This is a genomic window from Mesorhizobium sp. WSM4815 (assembly GCF_055811575.1).
On record NZ_JBVVQS010000102.1, the window covers coordinates 92,820 to 112,112 of the forward strand.

14 protein-coding genes are annotated in these 19,293 nt (G+C 64.5%); 10 read left to right on the top strand and 4 right to left on the bottom strand.

Annotated elements, in window-relative coordinates:
• Positions 1–544 precede the first annotated feature (544 nt).
• From AC0L2B_RS29210 to AC0L2B_RS29225, 4 genes are all read left to right on the top strand, one after another.
• Positions 545–4,162 carry a hypothetical protein gene (locus tag AC0L2B_RS29210; protein WP_473747837.1) on the top strand — a complete coding sequence of 1,206 codons (3,618 nt, stop codon included), beginning with the start codon at positions 545–547 and terminating at the stop codon, positions 4,160–4,162.
• Between the two features lie 1,013 nt (positions 4,163–5,175).
• On the top strand, positions 5,176–6,267 hold the full coding sequence (locus tag AC0L2B_RS29215) for a hypothetical protein (RefSeq protein WP_473747838.1): 1,092 nt from the start codon (positions 5,176–5,178) through the stop codon (positions 6,265–6,267).
• A 130-nt stretch (positions 6,268–6,397) separates the two neighbouring features.
• The gene (rpe, locus tag AC0L2B_RS29220) at positions 6,398–7,075 is read left to right on the top strand and encodes a ribulose-phosphate 3-epimerase (RefSeq protein ID WP_473747839.1); all 678 of its coding nucleotides are present in this window, start codon (positions 6,398–6,400) and stop codon (positions 7,073–7,075) included.
• 231 nt (positions 7,076–7,306) lie between these two features.
• Positions 7,307–8,686, top strand: a complete 1,380-nt coding sequence (locus AC0L2B_RS29225; protein ID WP_473747840.1) for a malonyl-CoA decarboxylase — start codon at positions 7,307–7,309, stop codon at positions 8,684–8,686.
• A gap of 41 nt (positions 8,687–8,727) precedes the next feature.
• On the opposite strand, the gene nagA is transcribed toward AC0L2B_RS29225, so the two are convergent.
• Genes nagA through AC0L2B_RS29245 form a run of 4 tightly spaced genes read right to left on the bottom strand, consistent with a single transcriptional unit; the run spans position 8,728 to position 12,606 of the window.
• Entirely contained in the window at positions 8,728–9,906 is a 1,179-nt protein-coding gene (gene nagA / locus AC0L2B_RS29230; RefSeq protein ID WP_473747841.1) for an N-acetylglucosamine-6-phosphate deacetylase, read from the bottom strand.
• Positions 9,903–10,913: an SIS domain-containing protein gene (locus AC0L2B_RS29235; RefSeq protein ID WP_287175797.1), complete on the bottom strand. Its 1,011-nt coding sequence runs from the start codon at positions 10,911–10,913 to the stop codon at positions 9,903–9,905. Before AC0L2B_RS29235 ends, nagA begins: the two co-directional genes overlap by 4 nt.
• 32 nt (positions 10,914–10,945) lie before the next feature.
• Positions 10,946–11,728 carry a GntR family transcriptional regulator gene (locus AC0L2B_RS29240; protein WP_473747842.1) on the bottom strand — a complete coding sequence of 261 codons (783 nt, stop codon included), beginning with the start codon at positions 11,726–11,728 and terminating at the stop codon, positions 10,946–10,948.
• Positions 11,725–12,606, bottom strand: coding sequence for a glucosamine kinase nucleotide-binding domain-containing protein (locus tag AC0L2B_RS29245; protein WP_473747843.1), 882 nt, complete (start codon positions 12,604–12,606; stop codon positions 11,725–11,727). The genes AC0L2B_RS29240 and AC0L2B_RS29245 overlap by 4 nt, the downstream gene beginning before the upstream one ends.
• 200 nt (positions 12,607–12,806) lie before the next feature.
• Here AC0L2B_RS29245 and AC0L2B_RS29250 point away from each other — a divergent pair, with 200 nt between their 5' ends.
• From AC0L2B_RS29250 to AC0L2B_RS29275, 6 genes are all read left to right on the top strand, one after another.
• Entirely contained in the window at positions 12,807–13,763 is a 957-nt protein-coding gene (locus AC0L2B_RS29250; RefSeq protein WP_473747844.1) for an N-acetylmuramic acid 6-phosphate etherase, read from the top strand.
• A gap of 2 nt (positions 13,764–13,765) precedes the next feature.
• Entirely contained in the window at positions 13,766–15,025 is a 1,260-nt protein-coding gene (locus AC0L2B_RS29255) for an ABC transporter substrate-binding protein (protein WP_473747845.1), read from the top strand.
• Between the two features lie 247 nt (positions 15,026–15,272).
• Positions 15,273–16,196 (top strand): carbohydrate ABC transporter permease, encoded by a 924-nt coding sequence (locus tag AC0L2B_RS29260; RefSeq protein ID WP_473508007.1) that lies wholly within the window; start codon positions 15,273–15,275, stop codon positions 16,194–16,196.
• Positions 16,197–16,204: 8 nt separating this feature from the next.
• Positions 16,205–17,044, top strand: a complete 840-nt coding sequence (locus AC0L2B_RS29265) for a carbohydrate ABC transporter permease (protein WP_023801468.1) — start codon at positions 16,205–16,207, stop codon at positions 17,042–17,044.
• On the top strand, positions 17,041–18,102 hold the full coding sequence (locus AC0L2B_RS29270) for a Gfo/Idh/MocA family protein (RefSeq protein ID WP_473747846.1): 1,062 nt from the start codon (positions 17,041–17,043) through the stop codon (positions 18,100–18,102). Before AC0L2B_RS29265 ends, AC0L2B_RS29270 begins: the two co-directional genes overlap by 4 nt.
• 64 nt (positions 18,103–18,166) lie before the next feature.
• Positions 18,167–19,165, top strand: a complete 999-nt coding sequence (locus AC0L2B_RS29275) for an ABC transporter ATP-binding protein (protein WP_473514420.1) — start codon at positions 18,167–18,169, stop codon at positions 19,163–19,165.
• The last annotated feature ends 128 nt before the right edge of the window (positions 19,166–19,293 follow it).

Below are 19,293 nucleotides of genomic sequence, written 5' to 3' on the forward strand. Positions count from 1 at the left end.
CGCTAAGCAGGCTCTCAGGACCCGTACAGGCGTTCCGACGAAAGCCCCTGTTCACAAGAAATTCCGCTTCGGCAACCGGCATTCCGACGCCGAACGGCTTGGCGCGTATATAAGAACAGGCTGCGCGGCGCGCAAGCATTCTGCGCAAGGCATCCAACACATCCTTTTCCCGGCCCGGCCAGGGTTCTCCGGCCCATGAACCTTTCCGCGTCGGTTCTCGACTGACACCCAGATGCGCCGCGTGGTGCGGCCCTGGAAAGGAAAGGCCATGACTGGAAATCCAGGCTCAGCGCGACCACCGCTTTCGGGGTGGGTCGCTATGCCAGGCGTTCCGCTGGTTGCGTTGACCATGCGTAAGAGCCGGCATATCGTGATTACGAGGAAAGCAGACAAATTCGATCAGGGGAAACGTGCCGGAACGTCGCGCCTTGCCCTGATTCGCGCGGAAACACCGGATGTTTCTCCCGTCGCCCGCGGGGGGAATTCCATGTCTTGCGACCACGGCGCGTTCGTACGCTCTCGTGCTGGCCGTTTGCGCCGTGCGATGCAGCCGGCCAGCGGCTTTCCGGCGTTGGCGCTCGCCACCATCCTGTGGCTTGGCGGTGCCGTGCAGGCGCAGGAAACGCAGATCATCTATCCAGGCTCGATGGCCGTGACCGGATTTTCCGGTACCGTCATTCGTGATCCTGAGGAGGGCCTGCCGCCCAGCGTCGACCCGGTCGACGAAACCTTTATCGACACGACGCGCGCAACCTTGCGCGTCTTTGACGTTTCAAGGCTGGGCGGGCGGGCCTCCGGCCAACTCGTCTTCACGCCGCCGCCCTTCGAAGTGACGGCCGGGCAGATCGGCCAGGTGTTCGGCATCACCTATGACGACGGGGTACGCGACGGTGCTCCCTCGGGCATTGCGACCCTCTATGCCGGCGCCACCTCGCTGCATGGCGTCCGCATCGTCACGTCAGACGAAGATGCGGACGGTCGTCCCGAGCGGCAGCGTCGCGGTGCTGCCGGCGCCACCTTCATGGACGGCCAGTTCGGCACCGAGAACGGTGGCGGACCGGGCACGATCTGGAAGATCGACGGCATCACCGGCCAGGTCAGCAAATTCGCCGACCTCGACACCAACAGCGGCCCTGGCATCGGCGACGTCACCTTCGACACTATCCGCCGCCAGTTCTTCGCCAGCGACCTCGACACCGGTCTCATCCACCGCATCGACGCCAACGGCACGCTGGTCGACAGGTTCGACCATGGCGTTGCCGGACGCCCGGCGCACGGGCTGGTCCCGCTTGCCGACGATGGCTTGGTGATGGACGTCGAGGATGCTGCCTTCGACAGCGAGGATCCCGACAGCTGGGGTTATACGCAGGATGAGCGTCGCGTCTGGTCCGTCGCCTATCACGGCGGCCGCCTCTATTATTCCGTCGCTGAAAAGGCCGAGCTCTGGTCGGTGGGCGTTGCCCGCGACGGCAGCTTTGCTGGCGACCCGCGCTGGGAATTGACGGTCAAGGCCGACAACGCCGTCACCGACATCGCTTTCGACATCAGCGGCTTCATGTACCTGGCCCAGCGCGGCCCGGTGGAAAACCGCTACGACTACAGCCGGTTCGCCGATACCGGCACGGGCGAGGTCTTCCGCTACGGGCGCGAAAACCCGGACGATCCGGCGACGGAATCAATCTGGGTGGAAATGCCGCAGGACTATGCGGTCGGCTTCCCGCAAGACAATCGGCAGTCGGCTGGCGGCCTCGACCTGCAATATGGCTATGACGCCGACGGCAATCTCGACGCGAGCATCTGCACCGAGACGCTGGTCAAGACCGCAGACAAGTTGCGCGACAACCCCGCGCTTGCCGAACGGCTTGCCGGCGGCGGGCCGCTCGCCGTTCACGGTGTGCAGATCACGCCGACGGCGCTGGTCAAGCCGGCCAACGTGCCGCCTTTCGGCGCGTGGTTCGTCGACTTTGACGGCTATTTCGAAGACCCCGAGGTAGAAGGCCCTGAGGCAGAAGGGCATGTCGGCGACGTCGAAGTCTGGCATCCCTGCGAAGGCCGTGCCGGCTACAATGAGCGGATACCGGGCGGCGGTTACCTGCCGCCTTTCTATCCGCCTGATTTTCCGCGGCCCGGCGGCGTGCCTCCTTGCCTCGACAACGACCGCGACTGCGCCTCGATCCCGATCTGCCGGCGTGGCGACCGGGACCGCGACTGCCGGCCGCCGGTGGAAAAGAAGGTCGATCTGATCCTGAAGAAGCGTGCCCGCACCCCGGTCTGCACGGCAGATGGTGTCTGCACCTTCGTGATCGATATCATCAACAACGGCAACGTCCGCTACGACGGGCCGCTGACGGTTACCGACACCTATCCGGGTGGCGTGCCGGCATCGTCGAGCTTCGGCCCGATCCCGCCATGGACATGCGGACCGAACGGCCCCGGCCAGTTCCGTTGCGACAATGCCGGCATCGTGCTCTCGCCGGGCGCTTCCACGCCAATCTTCGTCAAGGCGGTGATGCCGGCCGGCTACCGGCCAAACACGGTCGAGAACTGCGCCGAGGTGAAAGCCATCCCCGGCGAGAACGACCTCACCAACAACAGGGCATGCGCTAGGCAACGCATCCGTCATTCCGACAGCGGCAAGCCGGCCATGCGCCTCACCAAACTGTGCAGCGGAGCGCTGGCCGGTGCTGCGGCCGTCACCTGCCGCATCACCGTCATCAGCACCGGCACCAGTGCCCCCACCGGTCCGGTTTGGGTCAACGATGCCGCCACGCTGGTGGCTGGCGGCGCGCCCGTCCAGATACAGACCGTCACGCCCGACGGCGCGGAATGGACGTGCGGAACGGTGACGGCCAATGCGTTGTCGTGCCAGATTCCCGGCGCCGTCATGACGCCCGGAACCAGCCGCCACTTCGACGTGGCGCTTGCGGCGAATGGCGTGTTCGAGAACTGCGCACGCGGTTCCTACGGTCCGGGGCCAGGAGACGACATCGTCCATCCGATCGGCAGGGCCTGCGCCAAGGGTGGCGGCGCCTCGAGCATCCGTGTCGAGAAGACCGGCGATGCCGAGTGCCGGATCGGCCAGCCCTGCTCGTTCGAGCTGACCATCGCGAATGATGGGAAAAACGCCTTCTCCGGTCCGGTTCGCATTGGTGATGCGATCGGTGTCGAAGGCCTCGGCCGGCTGGAAGGCGTGGCGATCACCTCGATCGACCCGCCCTTCGGTTGTGCGCCGGAACCGGCGACCTTGCCTGCGTCCTGCATCGCCAATCTGACGCTCGGCGCCGGGGAAAGCCACGTTCACCGTGTGACCGCGATCATTCCCGACGACGGCCGCCTGGCCGATCTGCAGGGCGCCGTCAGCGGCCAGAACTGTGTCGGCGTGCTGTCGCCCGACACGCCGGTGCGAGGTGCGGGCAAAATGCTCTCCCGCGACCTGACCAGCGTGCAGGGCGATCGCGGCAAGGCCTATGCCTGCCATCCCTTCACCATCAAGAATAATGAGGGGAGGAAGGCGTGCTCGCAGGGCCTCGTCATGAACGACGCCGGCCGCTGCGTCTGCCCGCAAGGCACCACTTTCCGCAACGGCCAGTGCTCGTCGGCTGGCGGCACGGTCATCATACCGAAACCGAAGGAGCGTTGCGTGCTGCTCAAGGGCCAGATCCGTACCTCCGACGGGCGTTGTGTCTGCCCGCGCGGAACCGAGCTGGATAACCGCAGGTGCGTGTCGACCGACGAGCCGCCGGCACGCCTGTGCAAGCTGCTGCCTGGCCAGATCCGCACCAAGAGCGGCGATTGCGTCTGTCCGAGACGGACGGAACTGAGGGGCAGGGCCTGCTTGCCGATCGTCAAGCAACCGACGGTTGAACTGTGCACCATCCGCGGCCAGGTTCACAACAAACGGGGCGCCTGTGTCTGCCCGCGCGGGACCGAGGTGATCAGAGGCGCATGCCGCCGGGCGCAGCTGGAGTGCGCGCCTGGTTCACGGCTGATCAACGGCCGGTGCCAGCCGATCATCAGGCGGCGCTGCCCGGTCGGGACAGTCGGACAGTATCCGGACTGCACTCCGATCCGCAGGGCGCCGACGCTGCAGATCAATCCGAACCTGTTGCTGAATCCCAACATCCTGCAGCAGCCGAGGCGCAGGCCGCGGGCTCTCCAGTAGGGTCCCGGGCTCAGCCCAGCACCAAGACCTCGCCCGAGCAATCCGGCGGGGTTTTTTCGTCCGTCGGACCCGTTTCAGCCGCCGCGTGAACCTAATCGCTGCGGTCGGCGACAAACTCCGTGAAGCAACATTTCAGGGAAAGAGAAAATGTCTTCAGCCAAGCATGCTTTCCGCAACACGGCGGCGACCGCTGCCCTGATCGCAGCCGCGCTCGCTGCCACACCGGCCTTCGCCAAGCAGGCGAACATCAAGTCAATGTCGTTCAACACCGAAAGCGCCAACACGACAATCCATGTCGGCTCGAGCGACAAGCAAAAATGGGACACGCTGAAAAGCGGCAACGTCCAGTTCTGGGGCCACATGAAGCTCAACACACGGTGGCCAGGCTATGTGCAGGACGTCGGCGTGGCGCTCGGCGTTTGTGGACCGGGCCAGTGCGGCGCGTTTCCTCCGATCTGGAGCGCCTCGCCTGTCAGCCGCGACTACGATCACCAGCAAAATTTCTCCTTCGACCCCTCAATCATGCCGCTGTCCTCAGATAGCGGTATCGCCGTCGTGCCTTACGGCGACCAGATCATCGCCAGGTGCAATCAGCACCTCCAGCCCGATGGGCCGACAAAGTCTTACTCGTTCACGCACAGCTTCCATGCAAGCTTCTCGGCACTGACCGACACGGCGCTCGACATGGACAATGCGGTCAGCGAGGCCCAGGGCGGCAACTGGCCCCATCCGCTGTACGACTCGCACTATGCCGAGCATGGAACGTTCGACGTCCAGATTGTCTGCGACCCCGTCATCAAGCCGCCGGTTCAGGACGTCGCCAATGATTTCGGCGAATTCGACGTGGACAACGTCAAGCTGTTCCTGACCACCTACCAGTCGAACCAGACCGGCTCGACGCCCGGTACGGTCTGCCCGTCGTTGAAGGTCACGAGCCGGGCGCAGGCCAACCAGGCCGGGCCCGTGTCGATGCGCATCTGGCGCCAGAAGAACGACGGCCGATCACCTCCGAGGTGCAGCAGGCGTGGGCGTCACACGACGCGACCAAGAATGGCTATTTCGCCACCTATGAGAAATGGGAGGATGTCGGCGCCACCGCCTATTTCCAGTACAAGACCGAGATCGTCGGCAACGGTCCGTTCGAACCATTCGACGGCTGGAAGGACATCACCGTCCATTGCACCGGCGCGGGTGGGGGCGGCTTCACCGACGCACCTCAGGACAACCCCGACAACCCGCCGGCGCATTCGGACTGGCAGGGCGAGGTCACTGTCTCGGACAGCGCTGGCTTCAAAAAACTCTGCCCGCGCAAGGGCCAGGTGGCGTTCGACGTCGAGCGCGAGGCGCCGGGTGCGTTTCACTACCGCATCAGCTGCTCGAACGGCGCATTCTTCACCGACACGACGGCCGCCTTCAATGATGGCGGTGTGTTCAAGGCGAGCGCCGCACACGAGTTCAGCATCGTCAGAACCCGCTCGATCCAGTGCACCCTGCAGGAGATCAAGCAGAACGGTTCGATCGCCACTGTCGACAACAGCACGGAGGATTTTACCTGCATCAAGCGCAATTTTGATCCGAATGCCGATGGTCTGGCGGTCGATACGCCACCCAATCCCGGCAAACCGCAACTTCCGCCGGTCGTCATCGATGCCGGCCGCACATGCCTGCCGAGCCAAAGGCTTATCCGTGGCAAATGCGTCGACAGGCCGCTCGTGGCTGCCTGCCGCAGCACCGAAAAGCTTGTCAACGGCAAGTGCATCGGGGTCAGCATCCACTGCCTGCCCGGTTACCATCGGGTGGGGCTGAAATGCGTGCGCAATGCGGTGATCGCCTACAGGTGCAAGCGCAACGAACAGCGCATCGACGGGAGATGTGTGCGCAAGCCCTCCATCATTATCGACTGCAAGCGCGGCTATCATCTGGTCGGCAAGGCATGCGTCAAGAACCCGCTGATCATCACCGCCTGCCGGGCAACCGAAAAACTGCTGCGTGGACACTGCGTGCCCAGGCAACCTGTGAAGAAGCCCAATCTGCAAAAAGTGAAGCAAGGCAGCGGCAAGGTCTTGCTGCCACCACTGGCCAGGCCGCTGCATCCGGTGAACTGAAATTGCGACGCTTGAACAGGGAGAGAGGTGGCCAACGCTGCCTCGCTCCTTTGCGCAGGCACCGGATTCCTGTCGACAAGCAGCGCTGAGACGATTACGGCGAAGGCGGGCTCAAGAACGGGAAGCGAACATGGCTCAAAAGACCCTGATCGCGCCATCTGTGCTGGCGTCGGATTTTTCGAAGCTCGGCGACGAGGTCGAGGCGGTGGTGGCGGCCGGTGCCGACTGGATCCATCTCGACGTCATGGACGGGCATTTCGTGCCCAACATCAGCTTCGGCCCGCCGGTGATCAAGGCGATCCGCAACCGCACCAAAACCTTCTTCGACTGCCATCTGATGATCGCGCCGGCCGATCCCTATCTGCAGGCGTTTGCCGAAGCCGGCTGCGACGGCATGACGGTGCATGCCGAGGCCGGGCCGCATCTCGACCGTTCGCTGCAGACGATCAGGGACCTCGGCAAGCAGGCCGGCGTGTCGCTCAACCCGGCGACGTCGGAAACGGCGATCGAATATGTGCTCGACCGGCTCGATCTGATCCTGATCATGACCGTCAATCCGGGTTTTGGCGGCCAGGCCTTCATCCCGGAGGTCGTCGACAAGGTGAAGCGGGTGAAGGCGCTGATCGGCAATCGGCCGATCCGAATCGAGATCGACGGCGGCATCTCGCCGCAAACAGCACCTTTGGTCACCGCCGCCGGCGCCAGCGTGCTGGTCGCCGGTGCGGCTATCTTCAAGGGCGACAGCGTCGAAGCCTATCGGGCGAACATCGAGGCGATCAGGACAGCGGCCGACCAGGTGGCCGGCTGACGCTGCCGCTGCCGGCGAGCCGTCACCGGCACGCGCTGTTCTCCCAGCCGGTCAGGAATTCGTTGGCCGACGCCGGTGCGCTTGTGCTCGTGACATGCGATCCCCAGCCAAAATGGCCTTGTCCATTTTTGGCGATCTTATTGGCATATCCAAAACTACCATCCATATTCTCTGTCTCACCCTCATGTCTCTCCGGACCCTCCCGCAGGCTCCTCTTCGACGGTCGGATCGATGAACCGCAGCCCTTTCTTCGCTGACCTGCTGAACACCATCGCCGACCGCGGCCGGATGATGCTGAACCTCGTGCGCGGTGACGAGCCGGTTTCGGCCGACAGCCTGGCACGTCTGTGCGTCCGTCTGCTTTCCAGCCAGGGCGAGGCATCGGGCGTCGCCTATGCAAGAGAAATACTCGATCGCTGGCGCACCCTCGGCGCCGACGGCAGGCTGGCTTTCCTGCATGTGCTGCGCGATCGTTTCGGCACCGATCACGCCAGGCTTGCCGCCGCGGTGGATGCCTATCGCGCCACGCCGGACGATCGTTCGGCACTTGCCCTGCATGACGCCGCCGAGCCGGCCAGGCAGGAGCTCCTGCGCCGTCTGAACCTGGCGCCCGGCGGCATCGAGACGCTGGTGCGCATGCGCGAGGATCTGCTTGCCCGGCTGCCCACATCGCCCGATCTCGCCATCGTCGATGCCGACTTCACGCACCTGCTGTCGTCGTGGTTCAACCGCGGCTTCCTGGTGCTGCGGCGGATCGACTGGTCGACGCCGGCCAACATCCTGGAAAAAATCATCCGCTACGAGGCGGTGCATGCCATCCACACCTGGGACGATCTGCGCCGCCGGATCGAGCCGGCCGACCGGCTCTGCTATGCTTTCTTTCATCCGCAGCTCGGCGACGAGCCGCTGATCTTCGTCGAGGTCGCGCTGACCCGGGCGATGCCGACGACGATCGCCGAGCTGCTCGCCGACGAGCGGCCGCCGGTGCCACCACGGCAGGCCACGACGGCGGTGTTTTATTCCATCTCCAACTGCCAGGAGGGCTTGCGCGGCATCTCCTTCGGCAATTTTCTGATCAAGCAGGTGGTCGAGGATCTACGCCGCGACCTTCCCGGCCTGACCGATTTCGTCACGCTGTCGCCAGTGCCGGGCTTTGCCCGCTGGCTGGCCGAGCAGGCCGAAACCATCCCCTCCGCCGCCGAAGTGCTGGAGCTCGTCGCCGTCGAGGGTTGGCATGCGGACGCTGCCGCTCGCGACCGCGTCGGCCCGGCGCTGCTTCCTCTTGCGGCACAGTATTTCCTCGAATCCCGCACCGCCTCCGGCAAGGTGATCGACCCGGTCGCCCGGTTCCATCTCGGCAATGGCGCGCGGCTGGAGCGCATCGACCTTTTCGGCGATCTGTCGCCCCGCGCCTTGCGTCAGGCGCATGGCCTGATGGTCAATTATCGCTACAAGCTCGACGACATCGAGAAGAACCACGAGCTGTTCGCCGCCAGGAACGATGTGGCGGCCGCGCCGGCCGTGCGCCGCCTGCTGCCGAAACCGGCGAGACCGGCCGCGCCGCGGCTTCCGGCGCCAGCCCAGGTGATTGGGGACAAGAGGGACACTTGAGCAACCACCCGCTTCAGGCTGCGGGCCGAACGACTGATACCTTAGGCGCCCTTTGCGACACCGACCTCGAAAACCCCGTTGCCTTCTATCCAGACGCCCTTGACGTCCAATTCGTCCGACAGCGCAACGATATCGGCGGCGGTGCCGTTGGCGAACCGCCCGAGCCGGTGTGATTGGCCGATCGCCTGCGCCGGATAGAGCGAAGCCATGCGCAGCGCCTCCGACAGGTCCAGTCCGACGACACGGTGGACGAAGCGGACGGCGGCGATCATGTCGAGATCGGCGCCGGCCAGCGTCCCGTCGGCAAGCCGCAGGCTGCCGTCCCTGCGGTAGACGGCGCGGCCGTTCAGCGTGAACGAGGTCATGTCGGTGCCGATCGTCGCCATCGCGTCGGTGACCAGGAAAATTTTTGCGGGGCCCTGCTTGGCGCGCAACGCGATGGCCATGGTGGCGGGATCGACATGGATGCCGTCGGCGATGATCCCGGCAAACAATGTGCCGGTACCGATGGCGGCACCCGCCAGACCCGGCTCGCGGTTGCCGATCTGACTCATGGCGTTGAACAGATGGGTGACCATTGTTGCGCCGGCATCGGCGAACGCGCGCGCCTTGGCATAGAAGGTGTCGGAATGGCCGAGGCTGACGACGATGCCGGCCTCGACTAGCGCCGAAACGCGAACGGTGTCGACCGATTCCGGCGCGATCGTGGTCAGCAGCACCGGCAGGGTTTTTCGCGTCGCAATCAGCATCGCCTGGTCGGCATCCAGCATCGGCCGGATCAGCGCCGGGTCATGCGCGCCCTTGCGGGCGATCGACAGATGCGGGCCTTCGAGATGCAGGCCCAAAAAGCCAGGCACGTTTTGCCTTGCGGCCTCGGCACCGGCGGCAACCGCCGCTGCGGTGATCTCAGGCGTGTCGGTGATCAGCGTCGGCAGCAGCGCGGTCGTGCCGAACGGCGCGTGCGCCCGGCAGATGGTTTCGATCGAAGCAACATCGGGATGGTCGTTGAGCATGATGCCGCCGCCGCCATTGACCTGCAGGTCGACGAAGCCCGGTGCAAGCATGCCGCCGCCGGTTTCGATACGCTCGACGCCGGACGGAACGGCTCCGGCGGCGACGATGGCCTCGACGAGACCGTCTCGCACGACAAGGGCAGCGTTGTCATGCCAGTCGTCGCCGTCAAAAATCCGGGCGCCAGTCAGGGCAAAACGCTCGCTCATATGGTTTCCGTCACCTTGCGAAGATTGGGCGGCGTGTCCGGATCGAGACCGCGATGGCGGGCAAAGGCCTCGACGAAGCCATAGAACGACACGATCAGCGCCAGCGGGTCGGTCAGTGGATGGCCGGTGGCGACATGCGGCAGGTGCTGAGCGCTTGTCGCCTTGTCCGAAGTCACGAAGACGGCCGCGCCCTTGGCCGCCAGGCTGTCGGCGGCCTCCGCGACCGACGGCTCGGAAGCATCGCGGGCGGCGAGCGCCAGCACCGGAAAGTCAGGCCCGACCAGCGCCAGCGGGCCATGCATGACTTCGGCTGCACTATAGGCCTCGGCGTGCATGGCGCAGGTTTCCTTGAATTTCAGCGCCGCCTCATTGGCGATCGCCGCGGACGGACCACGACCAAGGATGAACAGAGACTTCTGCGTCTCAAGGGCGCTGGCCAGCGCCATCCAGTCGCAGGCGATCGCCTTGCGGAAATGTTCCGGCAAACGGGCAAGTGCTGCCAGCAACTTGTCGTCGCCGGTGCTATGCGCCATCAAGGCGAGGCCGGCGACGGCTGAATTGACGAAGGTCTTCGTCGCCGCGACGCTGCGCTCCGGGCCGGCCAGGATGTCGATGGCATAATCGCAGGCCCGCGCCAGCGGCGAATCGGCGGTGTTGGTGATGGCGACGGTCAGCGAACCGCCGGCTCTCGCGGCTTGCGCCATGGCGACGATATCCGGGCTCTTGCCCGACTGCGAGATCGCCAGGCAGGCCGAGCCGGCCAGCTTGAGCCTGGCGCCATAGATCGAAGCGATCGACGGGCCGACCGACGCGACGGCAAGGCCGGCGGTCAGTTCCACCGCATACTTCATGAAGGTGGCGGCATGGTCGGAGGAGCCGCGCGCCACGGTGACGACGAAGTTTGGGTCGCGCTCGCGAATGCCGCGCCCGGCCTCGGTCAGTACCGCCGCCGAACCGTCGAGCAGGCGCGCGGTGGCCTCCGGGATCTCCTCGATCTCGCGCCGCATATGGGTGATCCCCATTTGGGTGTTTACTGTGCTCATGGCCGGCCCTCTTCGCCCGGCCCGCTCAGCCGGAGCTCGGCGACGAAATCATAGGCGTCGCCCCTGTAGATGGAGCGGGTGAATTCGATCACCTTGCCGCTCGCCAGATAGGAAATACGCTCGATGTGCAGGCCGGCAATGCCAGGCGGCACTTCGAGCAGGCGCGCGTCGTCGTCGCCGAGATTGGCGGCGGAGATGCGCTGCACCGCCCGCACCGGCCGATGGCCGGTCGTTTCAAGCGCCGCGTAGAGCGACGAACCGATCGCCGCCGGGTCGGGCAGCAAGCTGGCAGACAGTGCCGCGCGCTCGATCGCCAGCGGCGTTTCGTTGGCGATGCGCAGCCGCGCCACCCGCGCCACCAATTCGTTCGACGACAGGCCGAGCACCATCATCTCGTCCGGCGAGGGCGCATAGAGGCCGCGGTCGAGCCAGGCCGAACGCACCGCCATGCCGCGCCGCGCCATATCCTCGGTGAAGGACGTCAGCCGCGACAGCGACTGCTCGACGCGCTCCATCCGCGGCGCGACGAAGGTGCCGGAGCCGTGACGCTGGACAAGGATGCCGTCCTTGACCAGATCCTGCACCGCCTTGCGCACGGTGACCCGCGAAATGTCGGCCTTGCTGGCGATGTCGCGCTCGGACGGCAGCGCGTCGCCCGGTCCGATCAGGCCGCGATTGACCGCGTCCTCGATGCTCTTCCTGAGCTGCAGATAGAGCGGCGCGCCGCTTTGCGCCGACTGTTTCAGCATGGCGAATATCTGGTCGGCGGCCTCGCTCATCGCGCCGCCTCCGTCGCGTTCGAGAAAACGCGCACCGCCATCTGCACGGCGCCGCCCAGCGCATCGTCGAGCGGCGGCTTCAGCAGCGCCCGGTAGCGCGCCGACAGGCGTGGTGCATAGAGCGGCGCCAGCCCGCCAAGCAGGCAGAGCGGATCGTCGTCGCCGAGATCGAGCACGCCAAGTGCTGCCTCGACATCGGTGATTGCCTTGTCGAGGATCCAGTTGGCGACGGCGTCGCCCTTTTCGGCATGCTCGAAGACCTTTGGCGCGAAGCCGCCGAAATCGCCGGGTTTTGCGTTGGTGGTGAACTCGACCAAATCCTCGGGATTGTCGCGGAAGACGGCGAGCATGGCCTGCGTCAGCGGCGATCCCTGGCGGATGCCGTCATAGGCGAGCAGCGTCTGCTCGAGCAGGTCGCGGCCGATGCGGGCGCCGCTGCCCTGGTCGCCGACCTGGAATCCCCAGCCGCCGACGGCGCGCGACTTGCCGTTTTTGCGCGCCATATAGGCGGTGCCGGTGCCGAGGATGGCCATGGCGCCGTCACCGGAGCCGACCGCGCCTTCCAGGGCGATCTCGGCGTCGGTCTCGACACGGTTTTGGCTGAACGGCAGGATCGCTTCGAGCTGCTGCCTGTAGGTGCCGACATTGGCGCCGGCGAGGCCGAGGATGGTCGGGGTCTGCGAGATCAGTTCCGGGTCCTGCCCGGCGGCGACAAAGGCCTGCCTTGCCGCCTCGACGATGTTGGCCCTGGCGCCGGTGAGATCGGTGCGGATGTTGGCCGCACCGCTCTTGGCGCGGCCGACGACAGTCCCGTCCACCGTTGCAAGAGCCGCCCTGCAGCTGGTGCCGCCGCCATCGATGCCAAGCACGAATTTCACACGATTTCTCCTCCTGGCGGATAATACCAATAAAATACCAATAGCCAAGGATTAATTTTCGTTTCAAAAAGATTAAGGCGTATTTTATTGAAAAACCTAGGCATTTTGACGAAAGGCCAGTTCCGAGGCAGGGAAATCGCTAATGCGTGTGGACAAGTGGTATTTTTTTGGTATTGTTTTGCGGATTGGAGGGAAAGCGGATGGCCGAAACGCGCACCGAAGCGCTTCACCAGAGTGCCGAGGGGCTGGACATCCAGGCTCCGGACGCCATCCTTTCCTCGTTGGCCAACGCGCAGATCGAGGCCGCCAAGGCGGTGCGCGGCGCCATTCCCGCCATCGCCAAAGCCGCTGAGATCATCGCCAGCCGGCTGAACAGCGGCGGCAAGCTCGCTTACTCAGCGGCCGGCAGCTCGGGCCTGATGGCGCTGGCCGATGCGCTGGAGCTGCCGGGCACCTTCGGCATTCAGCGCGACCGTATCGCCATCCTGATCGCCGGCGGCGACGATGCCTTCAGGACACTGGCCGGCGGGCCGGAGGACGACACCGACGAAGCCTCGGCGGCGGTTGCCGATGCCGGCATCGGCGAGGGCGACTGCCTGATCGCGGTCTCGGCCAGCGGCTCGACGCCCTATGCGGTCAGGGCGATCGAGGACGCCAGGCGCCGGGGCGCGGCGACCATCGCCATCGCCAACAACAAGGATGCGCCGCTGCTTCGGCTGGCCGACATCGCCATATTGCTCGAAACACCGCCGGAGCTGATCGCCGGCTCGACGCGCATGGGCGCCGGCACCGCCCAGAAGATCGCGCTCAACATGCTGTCGACGCTGGCCGCCATCCATCTAGGCCATGTCCATGACGGCTACATGGTCAATCTGATGGCCGACAACATCAAGCTGCGCGACCGCGCCGCCCGTATCGTCGCCGCCATCAGCGGGCGCAGCAGGGACGATGCGGCGCGCCTGCTCGAGGACAGCGGCGGCGTCGTCAAGACCGCCATTCTGCTCGCCGCCGGCGCGGCAAATGCCGACGCGGCGCGGAAGTTACTGGAAGGCACCGGCCAAAAACTGCGCCCGGCGCTTTCCGCGATCGAGGGGAGCATGGGGCGCAAAGCCTCTGTTCTCAAAACCGAACCTGAAAAAGGTCAACAGGGAGACTGAGCATGACAACCAAACTATTGACGGCACTGCTTCTCGGCACCAGCATTCTCGGCTCGGCCGGAATGGCCTATGCCCAGGACGTAACGCTCAACATCGAAAGCTGGCGCGGCGACGACCTTGCCATCTGGAAGGACAAGCTGATCCCGGCTTTTGAGGCCAAGAACCCGGGCATCAAGGTGGTGTTCGCGCCGTCGGCGCCGACCGAATATGACGCAGCACTCGGCGCCAAGCTCGCCGCCGGCTCGGCCGGCGACCTGATCACCTGCCGCCCGTTCGACAAGTCGCTGGAACTGTTCAAGAAGGGCAATCTCGCCGATATCTCGACGCTGCCCGGCATGGAGAATTTCTCCGACGTCGCCAAGGCCGCCTGGCAGACCGACGACGGCAAGTCGAGCTTCTGCGTGCCGATGGCTTCCGTCATCCACGGCTTCATCTTCAACAAGGACGCCTTCGACCAGCTCGGCCTCAAGGTGCCGACGACCAATGAGGAGTTTTATGCCGCTCTCGACAAGATCAAGGCCGACGGCACCTACATCCCGATGGCGATGGGCACCAAGGATCTCTGGGAAGCCGCGACCATGGGCTACCAGAACATCGGCCCGAACTACTGGAAGGGCGAAGAAGGCCGTCTGGCGCTGATCAAGGGCGAGCAGACGCTGACCGATCCGCAGTGGGTCGAGCCTTTCAAGGAATTGGCCAAGTGGAAGCCCTATCTCGGCGACGGCTTCGAGGCGCAGACCTATCCGGACAGCCAGAACCTGTTCACCCTCGGCCGCGCCGCCATCTACCCGGCCGGCTCGTGGGAGATCGGCCTGTTCAACATCCAGGCGCAGTTCAAGATGGGCGCGTTCCCGCCGCCGGTGCAGAAGGCCGGCGACACCTGCTACATCTCCGACCACACCGACATCGGCATGGGCCTCAATGCGGCGTCGAAGAATGCGGATGCGGCCAAGACCTTCCTGACCTGGGTCGCCTCGCCGGATTTCGCCACCATCTACGCCAACGCGCTGCCGGGCTTCTTCAGCCTGAACAACACCCCGGTGAAGATGGAAGACCCGCTGGCCCAGGAATTCGTTTCCTGGCGCGACAAGTGCAAGTCGACGATCCGCTCGACCTATCAGATCCTGTCGCGCGGCACGCCGAATCTCGAGAACGAGACGTGGGTTGAATCGGCCAACGTCATCAACGGCACCGTCACGCCGGAAGCTGCCGCCAAGAAGCTGCAGGACGGCCTCGACAGCTGGTACAAGCCGGCGAAGTAAGAGCGCAGATAGAAGCAAGGCCGTCGCAAGTGGACGGCTCTGCTTTTTTCGATAGCATCGACTGCAACCGACGGCGCCGCCCCTCATCCGCCTGCCGGCACCTTCTCCCCGTATAGTGACGGGGAGAAGGGAGAAGCTCCGGCGCTGACGCCCCCCTCTCCCCGTCCTTCACGGGGAGAGGGTAAGGGTGAGGGGCAGCGCTGCCGTCGAAAGCATCGCAAGAACCTGATCGGCGGGGACCGAACGCATGGCCGCAGCACCGAAACGACCGTTCCGCTGGCATATCGTCGTCTTCCTGGCGCCGGCGGTGCTGGTCTATACGGCGATCATGATCCTGCCGCTGGCCGGCACGCTGCAGCTCTCGCTGTTCCGCAACATCGACCAGGCCCAGGTCTTCGTCGGGCTGGAAAACTTCCGCAAGCTGTTCGGCGATCCCAACTGGTCGGTCAATTTCTGGAACGCGCTGCGCAACAATGTCTGGTTCTTCATCATCCACATGATCGTGCAGAATCCGATCGGCGTGCTTTTGGCCGCACTGCTGTCCAGCCCGCGGCTGAGGTTCTCCGCCTTCTACCGCACGGCGATCTTCGTGCCGACAATCCTGTCCTTCGTCATCGTCGGCTTCGCCTGGAAGCTGATCCTGTCGCCGCTGTGGGGCGTGGCGCCGAACCTGATGGATCTCGTCGGCCTCAAAAGCCTGTTCACGCCGTGGCTCGGCAAAGAAGAATATGCGCTGACCACGCTCAGCCTGATCTCGGTGTGGCAGTTCGTCGGCATCCCGATGATGCTGATCTATGCCGCGCTGCTGTCGATCCCCGAGGAGGTGATCGAAGCCGCCGAATGCGACGGCATCACCGGCATGTCGCAGTTCTGGAAGATCAAGCTGCCGCTGATCCTGCCGTCGATCGGCATCATCTCGATCCTCACCTTCGTCGGCAATTTCAACGCCTTCGACCTGATCTACACCGCGCAAGGCGCGCTGGCCGGGCCGAACTATTCGACCGATATTCTCGGCACCTTCCTCTACCGCGCCTTCTTCGGTTTCCAGCTGCAGGTCGGCGATCCCAACATGGGCGCGGCGATCGCCACGATGATGTTCCTGATCATCCTTGGCGGCGTCTGCGTCTACCTGTTCCTCGTCCAGACGCGCCTGCGTCGCTATCAGTTCTGAGGCGTAAGATGAGCACGGCAACCCACTCCCTGCCCCGCACCATCGGCGCCCATGCGGTGCTGTTGACCTACACGGTGATCGCGCTGTTTCCGGTGATCATCGTCATCATGAATTCGTTTAAATCCCGCGCCGGCATCTTCGGCGCGCCGTTGACGCCGCCGACGCCGAAAACCTTCGACCTGATCGGCTACACCACCGTCATCGGCCAGGGCGATTTCATCCACTATTTCCAGAACAGCCTTGTCGTCACCGTCGCCTCGCTGTTCTTCGTGCTGCTGTTCGGCGCGATGGCCGCCTTCGCGCTGTCGGAATACCGTTTTCGTGGCAATTCGCTGATGGGGCTTTACCTCGCCCTCGGCATCATGATCCCGATCCGCCTCGGCACCGTCGCCATCCTGCAATTGATGGTGGCGAGCGGGCTGGTCAACACGCTGACGGCGCTGATCCTGGTTTATACGGCGCAAGGCCTGCCGCTCGCCGTCTTCATCCTGTCGGAGTTCATGAAGCAGGTCTCCGACGATCTGAAGAATGCCGGACGCATCGACGGCCTGTCCGAATACACCATCTTCTTCCGTCTGGTGCTGCCGCTGGTGCGGCCGTCGATGGCGACTGTCGCCGTCTTCACCATGATCCCGATCTGGAACGATCTGTGGTTTCCGCTGATCCTGGCGCCGTCGGAGGAGACCAAGACGGTGACGCTCGGCGCGCAGCTGTTCCTCGGCCAGTTCGTCACCAACTGGAACGCCATCCTGGCCGCGCTGTCGCTGGCGATCATGCCGGTGCTGATCCTCTACGTCATCTTCTCGCGGCAGCTGATCCGCGGCATCACCTCGGGAGCGGTCAAGTGAGCAAGGAAAAATCTCTTCGCGTCGTCGTCGCCGGGCTCGGCAACATGGGCCGCAGCCATGCGCTGGCCTATCATACCAACCCCGGCTTCCAGATCGCGGCGCTGGTCAACCGCTCGGACGTGCCGTTGCCGCCTGGACTTTCCGGCTATGGCACCAGGCGCTCCTTCGACGAGGCGCTGCGCGAGGAAAAACCAGATATCGCCTGCATCGCCACCTATTCCGACAGCCACGCAGACTATGCGGTGAAGGCGTTCGAGGCCGGCTGCCATGTCTTTGTCGAAAAGCCGCTGGCGACGACGGTGGCGGATGCGAAACGCATCGTCGCCGCAGCCAAGGCCAACGGCAGAAAACTGGTGATCGGCTACATCCTGCGCCATCATCCGTCCTGGATCAGGCTGATCGCCGAGGCGCGCAAGCTCGGCGGCCCTTACGTGTTCCGCATGAACCTCAACCAGCAATCCTCCGGCCATAGCTGGGACACGCACAAGCAATTGATGCAGACGACGTCGCCGATCGTCGATTGCGGCGTGCACTATCTCGACGTGATGCTGCAGATCACCGACGCCAGGCCGGTCGAGGTACGCGGGATGGGGCTCAGGCTGAGCGACGAGATTGCGCCAAAAATGTACAATTACGGCCATCTGCAGGTGCTGTTCGACGACGGTTCGGTCGGCTGGTACGAGGCCGGCTGGGGGCCGATGATCTCGGAAACCGCGTTCTTCGTGAAGGACGTGATCTCGCCGAACGGCTGCGTGTCGATCGTCATGAAGGAGGGCGTCAGATCCGACGACATCGACACCCACACCAGGACCTCGACCATCCGCCTGCACAGCGCGGCGACCGGCGCTGACGGAAAATTCGCCAAGCCGGATGAGATGCTGTCGATGGAGGGCGAACCCGGCCATCAGGAACTCTGCGATCGCGAACAAGCTTTTCTGCTCAAGGCGATCCGCGAGGATATTGATCTGACCCGCCACATGGACGACGCGGTGAAGTCGCTCGCCGTCTGCCTTGCCGCCGACGAAAGCGTCCGCAGCGGGAAGGCGGTGCGATTGTGACAGGGGAATTTTCGTCAGGGATTGCGCTCTACGGCGCGCCCACATTCCAATCCGGAGGAACGCCGTGGGCTCGCTGAATATCGAGAATGTGAAGAAGGCGTTTGGGCCGGTCGAGGTGCTGAAGGGCATCAACCTCGAAGTGACCGATGGCGAATTCGTCGTCTTCGTCGGCCCCTCCGGCTGCGGAAAATCGACGCTGCTCAGGGTCATCGCCGGGCTGGAGGATTCGACGTCGGGGCGTGTGGTGATCGACGGCGCGGACGTCTCCGCCACCCCGCCGGCCAAACGCGGCATCGCCATGGTGTTCCAGACCTACGCGCTCTACCCGCATCTGACGGTGAAGAACAATATGGGCCTCGGCCTCAAGCAGGCAGGCACGCCGGCGGCCGAGATCGACCGCCGCATCGGCATCGCCTCCTCGATGCTGTCGCTGGAGCCCTATCTCGCCAGGCGCCCGGCCGAGCTGTCCGGCGGTCAGCGCCAGCGTGTCGCCATCGGCCGCGCCGTGGTGCGCGAGCCCAAGCTTTTCCTGTTCGACGAGCCTTTGTCCAACCTCGATGCCGCACTGCGCGTCAACACCAGGCTGGAGATCGCGCAACTGCATCGCCGGCTGAAGGCGACGATGATCTATGTCACCCACGACCAGGTCGAGGCGATGACGCTGGCCGACAAGATCGTCGTGCTCAACGCGGGCAGGATCGAGCAGATCGGCGGACCGATGGAGCTCTACAATGCGCCGGCGAATGAATTCGTCGCCGGCTTCATCGGCTCGCCGAAGATGAATTTCGTCGACGGCGCCAGGCTCGGCGAGACGGCCAGGACCATCGGCGTCCGTCCCGAGCATTTGACCGTCGATGCGAAATCCGGCGCCTGGAAAGGCACGGTCGTTCATGCCGAGCACCTTGGCGCCGACACCAACCTCTATCTCGACTGCGAAAAGGCCGGGCTGATCACCGTGCGCATTTTTGGCGTCTACAACGCCGAACCGGGAGCGACGCTCTACGCGACGCCGGATCCGGCAAAGACTTATCGGTTTGGAGCGGATGGCAAGGTGCTGAAGTAAGGTTGCGGCAAAGGTTGGCGCTGCCCCTCACCCTTACCCTCTCCCCGTATAGAGACGGGGAGAGGGGGGCGTCAGCGCTGCAGCTTCGTCCTTCTCCCCGTCACAATACGGGGAGAAGATGCCGGCAG

Excerpts from the sequence above, each read along its gene's own strand:
- AC0L2B_RS29210 (WP_473747837.1), top strand. The coding sequence starts at position 545 with ATGCAGCCGGCCAGCGGCTTTCCGGCGTTGGCGCTCGCCACCATCCTG.
- rpe (WP_473747839.1), top strand. The coding sequence starts at position 6,398 with ATGGCTCAAAAGACCCTGATCGCGCCATCTGTGCTGGCGTCGGATTTT.
- AC0L2B_RS29225 (WP_473747840.1), top strand. The coding sequence starts at position 7,307 with ATGAACCGCAGCCCTTTCTTCGCTGACCTGCTGAACACCATCGCCGAC.
- nagA (WP_473747841.1), bottom strand. The coding sequence starts at position 9,906 with ATGAGCGAGCGTTTTGCCCTGACTGGCGCCCGGATTTTTGACGGCGAC.
- AC0L2B_RS29235 (WP_287175797.1), bottom strand. The coding sequence starts at position 10,913 with ATGCGGCGCGAGATCGAGGAGATCCCGGAGGCCACCGCGCGCCTGCTC.
- AC0L2B_RS29240 (WP_473747842.1), bottom strand. The coding sequence starts at position 11,728 with ATGAGCGAGGCCGCCGACCAGATATTCGCCATGCTGAAACAGTCGGCG.
- AC0L2B_RS29250 (WP_473747844.1), top strand. The coding sequence starts at position 12,807 with ATGGCCGAAACGCGCACCGAAGCGCTTCACCAGAGTGCCGAGGGGCTG.
- AC0L2B_RS29255 (WP_473747845.1), top strand. The coding sequence starts at position 13,766 with ATGACAACCAAACTATTGACGGCACTGCTTCTCGGCACCAGCATTCTC.
- AC0L2B_RS29260 (WP_473508007.1), top strand. The coding sequence starts at position 15,273 with ATGGCCGCAGCACCGAAACGACCGTTCCGCTGGCATATCGTCGTCTTC.
- AC0L2B_RS29265 (WP_023801468.1), top strand. The coding sequence starts at position 16,205 with ATGAGCACGGCAACCCACTCCCTGCCCCGCACCATCGGCGCCCATGCG.